Raw genomic sequence first — 15,575 nt, 5'->3', positions numbered from 1 at the left:
GCTGCGCAGCCCAACGCGGGGCAAGCCCGCTCGCCACAACAAGCCCGCTCGCCACGACATGCCCGTTCACCACCGTTAAGCAGCGTCTCAAGGCATTATTTGAAGCGTCGCTCGACGCCTTTCTCCACCAGAATCTTCGCCGAAATCTCCTCCACCGAAAAATGCGTGGAATTGATATGCGCAATATTCTCGCGACGGAACAGATTTTCCACTTCACGCACTTCGAATTCGCACTGGGCATAGCTGGAGTAGCGGCTGTTGGGCTTGCGCTCGTTGCGAATGGCCGTGAGGCGGTCCGGGTCGATGGTCAGGCCGAAGAGCTTATGTGAATGCGCGCGCAGGGCGGCCGGCAACGTCAGGTGCTCCATGTCGTCCTCGGTCAACGGGTAGTTGGCCGCACGGATACCGAATTGCATCGCCATGTACAGACAGGTGGGCGTTTTGCCGCAGCGGGACACGCCGACCAGAATCAGATCGGCCTTGTCGTAGTAGTGGGTACGGGCGCCGTCATCGTTGTCGAGGGCGAAGTTCACCGCCTCGATACGCTCCATGTAATTGGAGTTATGCCCAATGGAATGGGACTTTCCGACCGAATAAGAGGAGTGTTCGCTCAACTCCTGTTCCAGCGGCGCCAGGAAGGTCGAGAAAATATCGATCATGAAACCATTGGAGGTTGCGAGGATCTCACGGATGTCTTGATTGACGATGGTGTCGAAAATGATCGGCCGAAAGCCGTCTTTTTCTGCCGCCAGATTGATTTGTTGTACCATGGCCCGCGCTTTATCCACGTTGTCGATATAGGGCCGCGTGAATTTGGCGAAGGTAATGTTTTCGAACTGCGCGAGCAGGCTCTGACCCAGGGTTTCGGCTGTAATGCCGGTGCCGTCGGAAATAAAGAAAGCAGATCGTTTCATTTGAGCCCTGGGCCTTAAGCTGATGGCGAATCTTGGATATGATAGGCGCGATTTTGCCGTCCCGCAGTGGGCCGCATTCTCACTTATTTTCCAGGTCCAGGCCACAAGCGCTGGCGAATGCTCCTACTGAGCAGCCGGCGTCCTGAGCTTTTCCAACACAGAAAGTGGAGAGATCACCTTGGTAGAGTACGTAGTTTCCCTCGATAAGCTCGGCGTCCATGATGTAGAGCACGTAGGGGGCAAGAACGCATCCCTCGGCGAGATGATCAGTAATCTTGCAGGCGCTGGTGTCTCGGTGCCCGGTGGTTTTGCCACCACTGCCCAGGCTTACCGCGATTTCCTCGAACTGAGCGGTCTCAACGCCCAGATCCACGCCGCGCTGGATGCCCTGGACGTCGATGATGTCAACGCCCTGGCCAAGACCGGCGCCCAGATCCGTCAATGGATCATGGAAGCCGAGTTCCCCGAGAAGCTCAACGAAGAAATCCGTACGGCCTTCGCCACCCTGTCGGCCGGCAACCCGGACATGGCCGTCGCCGTGCGTTCCTCGGCCACCGCCGAAGACTTGCCCGACGCCTCCTTCGCCGGCCAGCAGGAAACCTTCCTCAACATCCGCGGCGTGGAAAACGTGATCCGCGCGGCCAAGGAAGTGTTTGCCTCGCTGTTCAACGACCGTGCCATTTCCTACCGGGTCCACCAGGGTTTCGACCACAAGCTGGTCGCCCTGTCTGCCGGTGTGCAGCGCATGGTGCGTTCTGAAACCGGCACCGCCGGCGTGATGTTCACCCTCGATACCGAGTCGGGCTTCCGTGACGTGGTGTTTATCACCGGCGCCTACGGCCTGGGTGAAACCGTTGTACAAGGTGCGGTCAACCCCGATGAATTCTACGTACACAAGGGCACCCTCGAAGCGGGTCGCCCGGCCATCCTGCGCCGCAACCTGGGCAGCAAGGCCATCAAGATGATCTACGGCGACGAGGCCAAGGCCGGTCGCTCGGTGAAAACCGTTGATGTGGACAAGGCCGAGCGCGCGCGTTTCTGCCTGACCGACGCTGAAGTCAGCGAACTGGCCAAGCAGGCGATGATCATCGAGAAGCACTACCAGTGCCCGATGGACATCGAGTGGGCCAAGGACGGTGATGACGGCAAGCTGTATATCGTGCAGGCGCGTCCCGAGACCGTGAAGAGCCGCACTTCGGCCAATGTCATGGAGCGCTACCTGCTCAAGGAAACCGGCACCGTGCTGGTGGAAGGCCGAGCCATTGGCCAGCGCATTGGCGCCGGCAAGGTGCGGATCATCAAGGACGTGTCCGAAATGGACAAAGTCCAGCCCGGCGACGTGCTGGTCTCCGACATGACCGACCCGGACTGGGAGCCGGTGATGAAGCGCGCCAGCGCTATCGTCACCAACCGTGGCGGGCGTACCTGCCACGCGGCGATCATCGCCCGTGAACTGGGGATCCCGGCGGTCGTGGGCTGCGGCAATGCGACCCAGTTGCTCAAAGATGGCCAGGGCGTGACCGTTTCCTGCGCCGAAGGCGACACCGGCTTCATCTTCGAAGGCGAGTTGGGCTTCGACATCAAGCAAAACTCCATCGACGCCATGCCGGACCTGCCGTTCAAGATCATGATGAACGTCGGTAACCCGGACCGTGCCTTCGACTTCGCGCAGTTGCCGAACGCCGGCGTGGGTCTGGCCCGTCTGGAGTTCATCATCAACCGCATGATCGGCGTGCACCCCAAGGCCCTGCTGAACTACGACGGCCTGCCACAGGACATCAAGGACAGCGTCGACAAACGCATCGCCGGCTACAACGACCCGGTGGGCTTCTATGTCGAGAAGCTGGTGGAAGGCATCAGCACCCTGGCGGCTGCGTTCTACCCGAAAAAGGTCATCGTGCGCCTGTCGGACTTCAAGTCCAACGAATACGCCAACCTGATCGGCGGCAAGCTCTACGAGCCGGAAGAAGAAAACCCGATGCTGGGCTTCCGCGGTGCCTCGCGTTACATCAGCGAAGCGTTCCGTGATTGCTTCGAGCTTGAATGCCGCGCCCTCAAGCGCGTGCGCAACGAGATGGGCCTGACCAACGTTGAAATCATGGTGCCGTTCGTACGCACCCTGGGTGAAGCGAGCCAGGTTGTGGATTTGCTGGCCGAAAACGGCCTGTCCCGTGGTGAGAACGGCCTGCGCGTCATCATGATGTGCGAACTGCCGTCCAACGCCATCCTGGCCGAAGAGTTCCTCGAGTTCTTCGACGGCTTCTCCATCGGCTCCAACGACCTGACCCAGCTGACCTTGGGCCTGGACCGCGACTCCGGGATCATCGCGCACCTGTTCGACGAGCGTAACCCGGCGGTCAAGAAGCTGCTGGCCAACGCCATCCAGGCTTGTAACAAGGCTGGCAAGTACATCGGTATCTGCGGCCAAGGCCCTTCCGACCACCCTGACCTGGCCAAATGGTTGATGGAACAGGGCATCGAAAGCGTCTCGCTGAACCCCGATTCGGTGCTGGAAACCTGGTTCTTCCTGGCGGAAGGCCAAGCGTCCGCCTAAGGTCGACGCGTCAAAAGTGCCGGTCAATCGTCAGGTTGGCCGGCATTCTTATCTGTACAGGGCGGAACTCCTTCCGGACGCCGCCCTTTTTTGTGCAAGAGCATTATGCAAAGCAGCAGCAACCTGTTTCCCGTCGCCCTGATCAGCGCTGAACGTCGTGGCGACCTGAGTGAAGATGTGTATCGACTCAAACCCGGTAACAGTCCCGACGGCACCGTCGAGCTGGCCGTCACCCGGTTGGGCCTGGCCGATGTCCCGGAAAACCGGGGCATTCCGGTTATCTTGTTGCATGGCAGTTTTTCCAATCGACGCTTTTGGTATTCACCCAAGGGCATTGGCCTGGGGGCCTATTTGGCGCGCCAGGGATTCGACGTGTGGATCCCGGAAATGCGCGGGCATGGGCTGTCCCGGCGCAACCAACAGTACGCCCGCAACCGCGTCGCCGACTATGCCCGCTACGATTTGCCGGCGATCGGCGCGTTTGTGCGCGAGCAAAGTGCGCAGGTTCCGCACTGGGTCGGCCATTCCCTCGGCGCCACTACCCTGGCGGCGGCCTTGGGGGGGAAGCACCTGGGAGCGCCGGCAGTGGCCTCGGTGGCCTTGTTTGGCTGCCAGGTGAGTCGCACCCACTGGCCATTGAAAATTCCACCGGTGGAGTGGACCGGCCGCTTGTTCTTGAAACGTTTTGGCCAGGTCTCTGGCGCTCGGCTCAAGCGTGGCCCGGAGGATGAACCGGCTGGTGTGATGATTGAGGCCATGCGCTGGAATGGCCTGTTTGGACGCTTTGGCGATGGCAAGCAGGACTGGTGGAAAGGCCTGGCCGATGTGGACGTACCGCTGCTGGCCGTCAGTGCCGCAGGCGACCGGCAGGACCCGGATTGGGCGTGCCGCAAGCTGTTCGAGCAAGTCGGCTCCGAGCACCGCCAATACCTGTGCCTGGGACGCCAGCAAGGTTTTACCGGGGACTTCGGGCATGTGGAAATGCTGGTCAGCAAACCCGCCCAGATCGAGGTGTGGCCGCTGGTGGAGCAATGGTTGAAAGATCCGCTGACACCCTCGCTGGGTGCCAGGCCTGAGGCTTTGGTCGTAGTTTGACGCAGCGCTCTGCCAAGGGCGTTTCGCTCGTGTGTGGTTGCGGCTAAGATATGACGCGTTAATCGCTTCTGGTCATATTCAGTCGCGCAGTGGTTATTGCGTTGCGACGAAGCGGATGGGATGTTGCGCACCGGCCCAGGCTGGCGCTTCTTTCGAAAGACTCTTCTTTGACAGAAAGGAATTTTTTCAATGAACCATTACGTGACCCCCGACTTGTGCGACGCCTACCCGGAACTGGTGCAGGTGGTCGAGCCGATGTTCAGCAACTTCGGCGGTCGAGACTCCTTTGGCGGCGAGATTGTCACCATTAAATGCTTCGAAGATAACTCTCTGGTCAAGGAACAGGCCGACCAGCCAGGTACCGGCAAGGTATTGGTGGTCGACGGTGGTGGTTCGCTGCGCCGTGCGCTGCTGGGCGACATGATCGCCGAAAAAGCCGCGAAAAACGGTTGGGAAGGCCTGGTGATCTATGGCTGCATCCGGGATGTCGACGTGATCGCCCAGACCGACCTGGGGGTGCAGGCCCTGGCCAGCCATCCGATGAAGACCGACAAGCGCGGTATTGGCGACTTGAACGTGGCGGTCACCTTTGCGGGTGTGACGTTTCGCCCGGGTGAATACATCTACGCCGACAATAATGGCGTGATCGTGTCGCCCAGCCCGCTGAAAATGCCTGAATAAACCGCAATAGCCAACGGGGTGAGGATGTTCGAGGAAGAAAACGCGCAATGGGGGCTGGTGCATGCCCTGGTGCTGGACGGTAAAGGCGGTGCGCGTTCGATTGCCCGGACTGAGCTCGACGATTTGCATATGCAGCCCCAGGAAAGCCTGTGGCTGCATTGGGACCGCAGCCATCCCCAGACCCAGACCTGGTTGCGCACCTCCAGCGGCTTGAGCGAATTCGCCTGTGACCTGCTGCTGGAAGAGAACACCCGGCCGCGCCTGTTGCCGCTGCCGGACGCCGAATTGCTGCTGTTCCTGCGTGGGGTCAACCTCAACCCGGGCGCGGAGCCTGAGGACATGGTCTCGGTGCGTATTTTTGCCGCAGCCAGCCGTGTGATCTCCCTGCGTTTGCGCCCGCTGCGTGCCACCGATGAATTGCTGGTGCAACTGGAGGAGGGCACCGGGCCCAAGACCGCATCCGAACTCATCCTTTATATGGCGCAGTACCTCACCCATAAAGTGCAGGATCTGGTCTCGGACCTGTCTGAAATCGTCGATATCGAGGAAGAAAAACTGGATGCCGACGAACGGTATACTCCGGAGCATGGCAGCGTTTTGCAGATCCGTCGGCGAGCGGCCGGGCTCAAGCGTTTCCTGTTCCCGCAGCGGGATATTTTTGCCCAGCTGACGCGAATCAAATTGCCGTGGTTTTGTGATGACGATGCCGACTACTGGAACGAATTGAACAACAGCCTGACCCGCTACCTGGAAGAGCTCGAATTGACCCGGGAGCGCGTGGGGCTTGTGCTTGAGACCGAAGACCGGCGCTTGAGCGTGCGCATGAACCGCACCATGTACCGCTTCGGGATCATCACCGGGATCTTCCTGCCGATGAGCTTTCTGACCGGCCTGCTGGGGATCAATGTGGGGGGGATTCCGTTCTCTTCCAGCCCCTACGGATTTGTGATTGCCTGCCTGCTGATGGTCTCGGTGGCGCTCGGACAATGGTGGCTATTTCGACGATTGCGCTGGGTTTGACCTGAATATGAGCTGAACGTAGGAAGGGTCCCATGTGACCTCAAGAATTTTACCCTCGTCTTTTAAAACACTTGCGAGAGGTCTTTATGCACGATCCGTTCGAACAGTCTTTGCGTGACATGCTCAATGCCTCGCCGTCCAACCGCGACGACGATGCTTGCCTGGGTCGCGTGTTGAAAACCGCCAACCGTCAGGTGGGTGCGGGGGACCTGTTCGGCCTGCTCGGTCGGTGGTTACCGGCGTTGATGATGGCCCTGAACAACGGTTCAGCCCATGTATCACCGGTTTCCCGTCGTAAACCTCTTGCTCGCACTGCTGATAAGGCTGATTGAATATGGAACTTGATCTCTGGACCCAGAGCCTGGTCACCGCGATGACCGCATTGTGGACCAAGGTGGCGAATTTCATTCCCAACCTGTTTGGGGCGCTGGTCCTGGTACTGCTGGGCTTTGTCGTGGCCAAGCTGCTCGACACCCTGTTGTCCAAATTGCTCGCGAAACTCGGCCTTGATCGCCTGATGGCAGGTACCGGGCTGACCAAGCTGCTCGGCCGCGCCGGTCTGCAAGTGCCGATTTCGACCTTGATCGGCAAGATCGTCTATTGGTTCGTATTGCTGATTTTTCTGGTTTCCGCGGCTCAATCCCTTGGACTTGAGCGAGTTTCAGCTACGCTCGACATGCTCGCGCTGTATTTACCGAAGGTTTTCGGTGGCGCGCTGGTGCTGCTTGTCGGCGTTTTGCTGGCGCAACTGGCCAATGGGCTGGTGCGCGGGGCTGCCGAAGGGGTAGGGCTGGACTATGCGGCAGGCCTGGGGCGAATTGCCCAGGGGCTGGTGATCATCATCAGTATTTCCGTCGCGATCAGCCAGTTGGAGGTCAAGACTGACCTGCTCAACCATGTGATTGTGATTGTTTTGATTACCGTTGGTCTGGCCGTTGCGCTGGCCATGGGGTTGGGAAGCCGGGAAATTGCCGGCCAGATTCTTGCGGGAATCTACGTGCGTGAGTTGTATCAGGTGGGGCAGCAGGTGCGTGTGGGCGAGGTCGAAGGGCAAATCGAGGAGATCGGCACGGTCAAGACAACGGTGTTGACCGATGACGGCGACTTGGTGTCGCTGTCCAATCGGATTCTCCTGGAGCAGCAGGTCAGTAGCCGCTAAGGCCGCAAACCCTGCTAATGTACGCCGCCGCGAACCTGGGTGACCGGATTGCAGCGGACATTGACCTGACTGTCGGCACGACTTGTTTTGAATAAAGCCCAAACGCTGTCCACGCGCTATGACCCCCGTGAGCTCTCTGATGAGGAGTTGGTCGCGCGCGCGCACACGGAGCTGTTTCACGTAACTCGCGCGTACGAAGAATTGATGCGCAGATATCAACGCACTCTGTTCAACGTTTGTTCAAGGTATTTAGGGAACGATAGAGATGCGGATGATGTCTGTCAGGAAGTGATGCTCAAGGTGCTGTACGGCCTGAAGAACTTCGAGGGCAAATCGAAGTTCAAGACCTGGCTCTACAGCATCACGTACAACGAATGCATCACGCAGTATCGGAAGGAACGGCGAAAGCGTCGCTTGATGGACGCCTTGAGTCTCGACCCCCTTGAGGAGGCGTCTGAAGAAAAGACGCCGGCACCCGAGGAGAAGGGCGGACTTGATCGCTGGTTGGTGCATGTGAACCCGATTGACCGGGAAATTCTGGTGCTACGATTTGTCGCAGAGCTGGAGTTTCAGGAAATCGCCGACATCATGCACATGGGTTTGAGTGCTACAAAAATGCGTTACAAACGTGCTCTTGATAAATTACGTGAGAAATTTGCGGGCGAGACTGAAACTTAGTGCGTGGCAAATATCTCTTACGTGTAGGCAAGTTCTGTTAGACTTGTCGCCGAGTTGTCCCCCGGTTTGTGGGACTGCTTTACAATCACCAGATGGGGATTTAACGGATGAAACTGAAAAACACCTTGGGCTTGGCCATTGGTACTCTTATTGCGGCCACTTCTTTCGGCGCACTGGCACAAGGCCAAGGCGCAGTTGAAGGCGAGCTGTTCTACAAAAAGCAGTTCAACGATAGCGTTAAGCACATCGAAGACGGCTACAATCCTGGCGCTCGCATCGGTTATTTCCTGACCGACGACCTGTCCTTGAACCTGTCGTACGACAAAACCAACCACACCCGTTCGAACGACGGTACTGGCAGCCAGAAAATCAAAGGTGATACCGGCAGCCTGACTGCTCAGTACCACTTTGGTCAGGCTGGCGTTGACAGCCTGCGTCCATACGTAGAAGGCGGCTTCGGTCACCAGAGCCGTGGCAACGTGCAGGCTGACGGTCACAGCGGTCGCGATCAGTCGACCCTGGCTATCGCTGGCGCTGGCGTGAAGTACTACTTCACCAACAACCTGTACGCTCGTGCCGGTGTTGAAGCTGACTACGCACTGGACAACGGCAAGTGGGATTACTCCGCACTGGTCGGCCTGGGCGTGAACTTCGGCGGTAACGCTGGCGCAGCTGCTCCAGCTCCTACCCCAGCACCAGCTCCAGAGCCAGTTCCAGAGCCAGAAGCTCCGGTTGCTCAGGTTGTTCGTGTTGAGCTGGACGTCAAGTTCGACTTCGACAAGGCCGTTGTTAAGCCTAACAGCTACGGCGACGTGAAAAACCTGGCCGACTTCATGGCTCAGTACCCAGCTACCAACGTAGAAGTTGCTGGTCACACTGACTCCGTAGGTCCAGACGCTTACAACCAGAAGCTGTCCCAGCGTCGTGCTGACGCTGTTAAGCAAGTCCTGGTTAAAGACGGCGTTGCTCCTAGCCGTATCACCGCAGTAGGTTACGGCGAATCCCGCCCAGTTGCTGACAACGCAACTGAAGCTGGTCGTGCCATCAACCGTCGCGTAGAAGCGTCGGTAGAAGCTACCGCTAAGTAAGTAATTACTGAGTGGTAGAAAAAAGCCCGGCTTAGGCCGGGCTTTTTTTCGCCTGGAATTTGCCTCAGGCGCTGGCGGCTTCTGTCAGCTGGGCGACCTGTGCCATGCCGGCCACCTGGCCAATCACCAGGATTGCCGGGCTCTTCAGGGCGAACGCCTGCGCATCCTCGTGCATGCGCCACAGCTCGCTGCGGCACTCGCGTTGCTGCGCCAGCGAGGCATTTTCGATCATCGCCACTGGCGTATCCGTCGCCATGCCGCCTTCGAGCAATTGCTCGCGAATCTCCTCCAGCTTCGCCACGCCCATGTAAACCACCAGCGTCGTACCCCCCTCGGCCAAGGCTCGCCAGTTCAGGCGGCTGTCGTCCTGGGTATGTGCGGTGACCAGCGTTACGCCGCGACTGACCCCTCGCAACGTCAGGGGAATATCGCAATTCGTCGCCCCTGCCAGCCCTGCTGTGATTCCGTTGACCAACTCCACCTCGACCCCACGCTCGCGCAGCCAGGTGGCCTCTTCGCCGCCCCGGCCGAAAATGCAGGGGTCGCCGCCCTTGAGGCGCACCACGCATTTGCCCTGGCGCGCATAGCGCAGCATCAGGCGGTGGATAAAATCCTGCGGCGTCGAGCGACAGCCGCCGCGTTTGCCGACGGTAATCACTCGCGCATCGCCGCAATGCTCCAGCACCGCCGGGTTGACCAGGTCATCGATCAGCACCACATCGGCGGCGTGCATCGCCCGTACCGCCTTGAGGGTCAGCAACTCCGGATCACCGGGGCCTGCGCCCACCAGCCAGACTTTTGCGCTCATGTTGTTGCCCTCACACACTGATTGCGATTGGCTGCGGGTTGCTGGCCAATAGACGTTTGATTTCCGGTACACAGGAACCACATTGCGTGCCGCAGCCCAGTTCCTGTTTGAGCCCCTCCAGGGCCAGGCCCCGGGCAATGCCGGCACACACCGCGTTTTCGCTGACGTTCTTGCAGTTGCACAGGATCTTGCTGCTTGCCGCCGCGCCGCCGGGTGCTGCGCTTAAGGGCGCCAACAGCCAGCGCCGCAACTGATCGTCGGTGCGACCTTCCAGCCACAGGCTTTGCAGCCAGTGGCGGGCCAGGGTTTCACCCGCCAGGCGCACCGCCGTAATACGGCCTTTCTCGATCTTTACCCGCTTGCCGATGGAGCGACGTGGGTCGTCGTAGGCCATCACCGGCCCGTCATGCAGGCCCAGCAGTTGGTCGATACGGGTCAACAGTTGCAGGTCGGGTGCCTCGGTATGTGCCGCGCGTACCAGCAACGCTGGCCGCTCACGGCCGGCCAGGCTCAGGCTGACGTAGGCAAAGCCCTCGCACAGTGGGCGCAAGGCCTCGAAGTGTTGCTGAACATCGCCTTCGATCAGTGCAAACAACTGCCACGGCAGTTGCACGGCTTCCAGGCGTACGCCGCTGTGCTTGAGTTCCGGCTGTTTGGATAACGGATCGAATGCTGGCTGGGTGAGGCCATTGACGCCGCCCTTGAGAAAACGATCGCCCCAGTGCATGGGCAGGAAGGCTTGGCCGGGACGCACACTGTCATCGCTGCTGACCGCGACGATCAGGTGGCCACGACGGCTTTTCAGGTTGACCAGGTCACCGTCCTTGAAACGATGCCGGCGCAGTTCGTCCGGGTGCAGGCTGAGCCGCGCCTCACTGACGTGGCCGAACAATTGCGCGGCGGTGCCGGTGCGGCTCATGCCATGCCATTGGTCGCGCAGGCGTCCGGTGATCAGGGTCAGGGGGAAGCGTGCGTCACGCTGCTCCTTGGCTGCTCGATAGGGATCGGCGATAAAGTGTGCGCGGCCATTGTCGGTCGGGAAGAGCCCATCGGTGTACAGGCGCGGTGTTCCAGCCTGGGCGCCCAGGGGAAATGGCCACTGCTGCGGGCCGATCTGGTCGAGCAGGGCATGGCTGATACCCGACAGGTCCAAATCACGGTCGCGGGTCAGCAGCTTGTACTCGTCAAAGAGCTGCGCCGGTTGCTCGAACGCGAACAGGCTGTTCAAGCCAGGGCGCAGGCGACGCTCCAGACGCTGTGCGAAATCCACGGTAATCGCCCAGTCCGCACGAGCTTCACCCGGAGGGGCAATGGCCTGGCGCACATGGGAAATACGCCGTTCGGAATTGGTCACCGTGCCTTCTTTTTCGCCCCAACTGGCGGCGGGTAACAGCAGGTCGGCATAGGCGGCGGTTTCGGTGGTACGAAACGCCTCCTGCAACACTACAAACGGGCAGGCTGCCAGGGCCTCGCGCACGTTGTTCTGGTCTGGCAGCGATTGCGCAGGGTTGGTACAGGCAATCCACAGGGCCTTGATCTTGCCCGCCTGCACCTGTTCAAACAGTTCAATGGCGGTGAGGCCAGGGGTAGCCGGTAATTGCTCCACGCCCCAATACGCGGCCACTTCAGCCCGATGCTCGGGGTTGGCGGCCTCCCGATGCCCGGGCAGCAGGTTGGACAAGCTGCCCGTCTCGCGGCCGCCCATGGCGTTTGGCTGGCCGGTCAGCGAGAACGGCCCGCAACCTGGGCGGCCGAGGGTCCCGGTCGCCAGGTGCAGATTGATCAGCGCGCTGTTTTTCGCACTGCCGGCGGTGGACTGGTTGAGCCCCATACACCACAGCGATAAAAAGCTGCTGGAGGTGCCTACCCATTCGGCACACAGGCGTAATTGCTCGACGCTGATGCCGCACAACTGCGTGACCATCTGTGGCGTGTAGTCGTGCACCAGGCGTTTGAGTGCGGCCAGGCCGTCGGTGTGGGCCTGGATAAAATCACGGTCGATCCAGTCTTCCCACAGCAGCAGGTGCAAAATCCCGTGGAAGAGCGCCACGTCCGTGCCCGGCAGGATCGCCAGGTGCAGGTCAGCCAAATCACAGGTATCTGTGCGACGCGGGTCGATCACCACGACTTTCATCTGCGGCCGCCGTGCCTTGGCCTCTTCCAGGCGTCGGAACAGTACCGGGTGGGCGTAGGCCATATTGCTGCCGACGATCATCACGCAGTCGCTGCATTCGAGATCTTCATAGCTGCATGGCGGCGCATCGGCGCCCAGGCTGCGCTTGTAACCGACCACCGCCGAGGACATGCACAGCCGCGAGTTGCTATCGATGTTGTTGGTGCCGACCAGGGCCCGGGCCAACTTGTTGAAGCTGTAGTAATCCTCGGTCAGTAACTGCCCGGAGATGTAGAAGGCCACGCTGTCGGGCCCGTGTTCGGCGATGGTCTCGGCGAATACGTTGGCCGCATGCTCCAGGGCGGTGTCCCAACTGGCGCGGGTGCGGGCCAGGCCCTTGCCCAGGCGCAACTCCGGGTACAAGGCGCGGGCGCTGAGGTCGCCGGTCAAATGCAGGCTGGCGCCTTTACTGCACAGCTTGCCGAAGTTGGCCGGGTGGTTGGGGTCGCCTTGCACGCCGAGGATCTGTTCGCCGTCATGCTCGATCAGCACGCCGCACCCCACCCCGCAGTAACAGCAGGTGGACGCGGTGGTCTGGCGGTTCATCAACCGGCGTCCCGCAGGGCCAGCATCACCCGGCCGTTTTCCACACGGGCGGGATGATGATGGGCGCAGCCGATATCCGGCGCCAGGGCTTCGCCGGACGCCAGGTCAATCTGCCAGTTGTGCAGCGGGCAGGCCACGCGTTTGCCGTAGATCAGGCCTTGGGACAGCGGGCCGCCCTTGTGCGGGCAGCGGTCGTCGAGGGCAAAGACTTCGTCGTCGCTGGTACGAAAAATCGCGATATCGCCTTTGGGCCCATTGATGATGCGCGAGCCCAGGGTGTTGATCTCGTCGAGGGCACAGATATCCAACCAGTTCATGCCGGCACCTCCAGTTGTTTGACGGGGATGACCTCGAACTCCTTTTTCAGCAGCGGCTGTTCCAGGCGTTCTTTCCACGGGTCCTGTTCGAACGACAGGGAGAATTGCAGGCGTTCGTTGAGGGCTTTGCGCCGTGCCGGGTCTTCCAGTACGGCTTTCTTGATATGGTCCATGCCCACCCGTTGCAGGTAGTGCACGGTGCGTTCCAGGTAAAAGGCCTCTTCGCGGTACAGCTGCAGGAACGCGCCGTTGTATTCGCGCACTTCCTCGGCGGTCTTGAGCTTGACGAAGAACTCGGCGACTTCGGTCTTGATCCCGCCGTTGCCACCGATATACATCTCCCAGCCGGAGTCCACACCGATAATGCCGACGTCCTTGATACCGGCTTCCGAGCAATTGCGTGGGCAACCGGATACCGCCAGCTTCACCTTATGTGGCGACCACATGTTGAACAGGTCATGCTCCAGTTCGATTCCCAGTTGTGTGGAGTTCTGCGTGCCGAAGCGACAGAACTCACTGCCGACGCAGGTCTTCACGGTGCGGATGGATTTGCCGTAGGCGTGGCCGGACGGCATGTCGAGGTCCTTCCACACGCCGGGCAAGTCCTGCTTCTTGATGCCCAGCAGGTCGATGCGCTGGCCGCCGGTGACCTTGACCATCGGCACGTTGTACTTGTCGGCCACGTCGGCGATGCGCCGCAGTTCCGAAGGATTGGTCACACCGCCCCACATCCGTGGGACGACGGAGTAGGTGCCGTCTTTCTGAATATTGGCGTGGGCCCGTTCGTTGATCAGGCGCGATTGCGGATCGTCCTTGGCTTCACCCGGCCAGGTGGAAATCAGGTAGTAGTTCAGCGCCGGGCGGCAGGTGGCGCAGCCGTTCGGGGTGCGCCAGTTCAGGTAGCCCATGGTGCCGGCGATGGTTAGCAGGTGCTGTTCGCGGATGGCCTGGCGGATTTGCCCGTGGTTGAGGTCGCTGCAACCGCAGATGGCTTTTTCGCTCTTGGGTTTGACATCGGCGGCACCGCCCACGGTGTTGATCAGGATCTGTTCCACCAACCCGGCGCAGGAACCGCAGGAGCTGGCGGCCTTGGTGTGTTTTTTCACCTCGTCGACGCTGAACAGCCCGTGTTCCTGGATAGCCTTGACGATGGTGCCCTTGCACACGCCATTGCAGCCGCAGACTTCGGCGTTGTCGGCCATGCTCATGGCTTTGTCCTGGCCTTGATGGCCGACGTCACCCAGGGCGTTTTCGCCGAACATCAGGTGGTCGCGGATCTCGCCAATTGCGTGGTTCTCACGGATTTGTCGGAAATACCAACCGCCGTCGGCGGTGTCGCCGTACAGGCAGGCGCCGACGAGGATGTCGTTCTTGATCACCAGCTTCTTGTAAACGCCGCCAATCGGATCGGAGAGGGTGATGGTCTCGGTGCCTTCGCCGCCCATGAAGTCGCCAGCGGAGAACAGGTCGATGCCGGTGACCTTCAGCTTGGTCGAAGTCACCGAGCCCTTGTAGGTGGCAAAGCCCAGTTGGGCCAGATGGTTGGCACACACCTTGGCCTGCTCGAACAGTGGCGCTACCAGGCCATAGGCAATCCCGCGATGGCTGGCGCATTCGCCGATCGCGTAGATGCGTGGGTCGTAGGTTTGCATCGTGTCGTTGACCAGAATCCCACGGTTGCAGGGGATGCCGGATTTTTCCGCGAGTTCGGTATTGGGCCGGATGCCGGCGGCCATCACCACCAGGTCGGCGGGGATGATGTCGCCATTCTTGAATTGCACCGAGCCGACCCGGCCATTGCCGGCGTCGTGCAGGGCCTGGGTCTGTTCGCACAGGCGAAATACCAGGCCACGGCTTTCCAATTCGGTTTGCAGCAGTTGGCCGCTGGTCTTGTCCAACTGGCGTTCCAGCAGCCATTCGCCGAGGTGCACCACGGTCACGTGCATGCCGCGCAGCATCAGGCCGTTGGCGGCTTCCAGGCCGAGCAGGCCGCCGCCGATCACCACGGCGTGCTTGTGGGTCTTGGCGGTCTCGATCATCGCCTGGGTGTCGGCGATGTCGCGGTAGCCGATCACACCCTGCAGGGTGTTGCCCGGAATGGGCAGGATAAACGGTGTGGAACCGGTGGCGATCAGCAGGCGATCGTACTCGGCCTCGGTCCCGTCTTCGGCAATGACCTTGCGTTTGACCCGGTCGATTTGCACCACTTTGCGGTTGAGCAGCAGCTTGACGTGGTTGTCCAGGTACCAGTCGAGGTCGTTGAGTACGATCTCTTCGAAGGTTTGCTCACCGGCCAGCACCGGCGACAGCAGGATGCGGTTGTAGTTGGTGTGGGGCTCGGCGCCGAACACGGTGATGTCGTACAGTTCGTTGCTCAGCTTGAGCAGTTCTTCCAGGGTGCGGACCCCGGCCATGCCGTTGCCGATCATCACTAATTTGAGTTTTTTCATATCGTTCTCCGCATGGGTTCGACCCATCACGCGCAAACAAAAAAAGGCGTCCCCGCTAGTTACCTAGCGAGGACGCCTTTGTCCTGGTCCCG

General features: G+C 60.3%; 13 protein-coding genes. 8 read left to right on the top strand and 5 right to left on the bottom strand.

All coding sequences use genetic code 11. The annotated features are described in order from the left end of the window. Positions 1 to 95: 95 nt before the first annotated feature. Entirely contained in the window at positions 96 to 914 is an 819-nt protein-coding gene (ppsR, locus tag ACODSV_RS06510; RefSeq protein ID WP_024076878.1) for a posphoenolpyruvate synthetase regulatory kinase/phosphorylase PpsR, read from the bottom strand. 178 nt (positions 915 to 1,092) lie between these two features. Between ppsR and ppsA the strand changes: the two genes are divergently transcribed. The 8 genes from ppsA to ACODSV_RS06470 all read left to right on the top strand — a co-directional run bounded on the left by ppsA (position 1,093) and on the right by ACODSV_RS06470 (position 9,189). Continuing rightward, positions 1,093 to 3,468, top strand: coding sequence for a phosphoenolpyruvate synthase (gene ppsA / locus ACODSV_RS06505; protein WP_024076877.1), 2,376 nt, complete (start codon positions 1,093 to 1,095; stop codon positions 3,466 to 3,468). A gap of 105 nt (positions 3,469 to 3,573) precedes the next feature. Beyond that, positions 3,574 to 4,563, top strand: a complete 990-nt coding sequence (locus ACODSV_RS06500; protein WP_024076876.1) for an alpha/beta fold hydrolase — start codon at positions 3,574 to 3,576, stop codon at positions 4,561 to 4,563. 189 nt (positions 4,564 to 4,752) lie between these two features. Next, a complete protein-coding gene (gene rraA, locus ACODSV_RS06495) occupies positions 4,753 to 5,244 on the top strand; it encodes a ribonuclease E activity regulator RraA (protein ID WP_024076875.1) in 492 nt (163 codons plus the stop codon). A 24-nt stretch (positions 5,245 to 5,268) separates the two neighbouring features. After that, complete coding sequence (locus tag ACODSV_RS06490) at positions 5,269 to 6,264, top strand: zinc transporter ZntB (protein WP_024076874.1); 996 nt, start codon at positions 5,269 to 5,271, stop codon at positions 6,262 to 6,264. Positions 6,265 to 6,350: 86 nt separating this feature from the next. Continuing rightward, complete coding sequence (locus tag ACODSV_RS06485) at positions 6,351 to 6,596, top strand: hypothetical protein (protein WP_005790375.1); 246 nt, start codon at positions 6,351 to 6,353, stop codon at positions 6,594 to 6,596. 2 nt (positions 6,597 to 6,598) lie between these two features. After that, positions 6,599 to 7,423, top strand: a complete 825-nt coding sequence (locus ACODSV_RS06480; protein WP_003175519.1) for a mechanosensitive ion channel family protein — start codon at positions 6,599 to 6,601, stop codon at positions 7,421 to 7,423. Positions 7,424 to 7,510: 87 nt separating this feature from the next. Further along, entirely contained in the window at positions 7,511 to 8,101 is a 591-nt protein-coding gene (gene sigX / locus ACODSV_RS06475) for an RNA polymerase sigma factor SigX (protein ID WP_017845210.1), read from the top strand. Between the two features lie 107 nt (positions 8,102 to 8,208). Then, positions 8,209 to 9,189: an OmpA family protein gene (locus ACODSV_RS06470; protein WP_150053915.1), complete on the top strand. Its 981-nt coding sequence runs from the start codon at positions 8,209 to 8,211 to the stop codon at positions 9,187 to 9,189. A gap of 64 nt (positions 9,190 to 9,253) precedes the next feature. Here the strand turns inward: ACODSV_RS06470 and cobA are convergent, their stop codons facing one another. From cobA to nirB, 4 genes are read right to left on the bottom strand one after another with little or no spacing between them, the layout of a single operon-like run. Next, on the bottom strand, positions 9,254 to 9,997 hold the full coding sequence (cobA, locus tag ACODSV_RS06465; protein ID WP_150053913.1) for a uroporphyrinogen-III C-methyltransferase: 744 nt from the start codon (positions 9,995 to 9,997) through the stop codon (positions 9,254 to 9,256). A 10-nt stretch (positions 9,998 to 10,007) separates the two neighbouring features. Further along, entirely contained in the window at positions 10,008 to 12,716 is a 2,709-nt protein-coding gene (locus ACODSV_RS06460) for a nitrate reductase (RefSeq protein WP_150053912.1), read from the bottom strand. Beyond that, the gene (gene nirD, locus ACODSV_RS06455; protein WP_024076870.1) at positions 12,716 to 13,033 is read right to left on the bottom strand and encodes a nitrite reductase small subunit NirD; all 318 of its coding nucleotides are present in this window, start codon (positions 13,031 to 13,033) and stop codon (positions 12,716 to 12,718) included. Before nirD ends, ACODSV_RS06460 begins: the two co-directional genes overlap by 1 nt. Then, positions 13,030 to 15,483, bottom strand: coding sequence for a nitrite reductase large subunit NirB (nirB, locus tag ACODSV_RS06450; protein ID WP_489078224.1), 2,454 nt, complete (start codon positions 15,481 to 15,483; stop codon positions 13,030 to 13,032). The genes nirD and nirB overlap by 4 nt, the downstream gene beginning before the upstream one ends. Positions 15,484 to 15,575: the final 92 nt, after the last annotated feature.

It is taken from the genome of Pseudomonas sp. FG86, from assembly GCF_057808775.1.
This window is presented reverse-complemented; position numbering and strand designations above follow the sequence as displayed.

Coding starts and splice junctions, on each gene's coding strand:
- ACODSV_RS06460 (WP_150053912.1), bottom strand. CDS start 12,716: ATGAACCGCCAGACCACCGCGTCCACCTGCTGTTACTGCGGGGTGGGG.
- ppsR (WP_024076878.1), bottom strand. CDS start 914: ATGAAACGATCTGCTTTCTTTATTTCCGACGGCACCGGCATTACAGCC.
- rraA (WP_024076875.1), top strand. CDS start 4,753: ATGAACCATTACGTGACCCCCGACTTGTGCGACGCCTACCCGGAACTG.
- nirB (WP_489078224.1), bottom strand. CDS start 15,483: ATGAAAAAACTCAAATTAGTGATGATCGGCAACGGCATGGCCGGGGTC.
- nirD (WP_024076870.1), bottom strand. CDS start 13,033: ATGAACTGGTTGGATATCTGTGCCCTCGACGAGATCAACACCCTGGGC.
- ACODSV_RS06485 (WP_005790375.1), top strand. CDS start 6,351: ATGCACGATCCGTTCGAACAGTCTTTGCGTGACATGCTCAATGCCTCG.
- ACODSV_RS06500 (WP_024076876.1), top strand. CDS start 3,574: ATGCAAAGCAGCAGCAACCTGTTTCCCGTCGCCCTGATCAGCGCTGAA.
- cobA (WP_150053913.1), bottom strand. CDS start 9,997: ATGAGCGCAAAAGTCTGGCTGGTGGGCGCAGGCCCCGGTGATCCGGAG.
- ACODSV_RS06480 (WP_003175519.1), top strand. CDS start 6,599: ATGGAACTTGATCTCTGGACCCAGAGCCTGGTCACCGCGATGACCGCA.
- ACODSV_RS06470 (WP_150053915.1), top strand. CDS start 8,209: ATGAAACTGAAAAACACCTTGGGCTTGGCCATTGGTACTCTTATTGCG.
- ACODSV_RS06490 (WP_024076874.1), top strand. CDS start 5,269: ATGTTCGAGGAAGAAAACGCGCAATGGGGGCTGGTGCATGCCCTGGTG.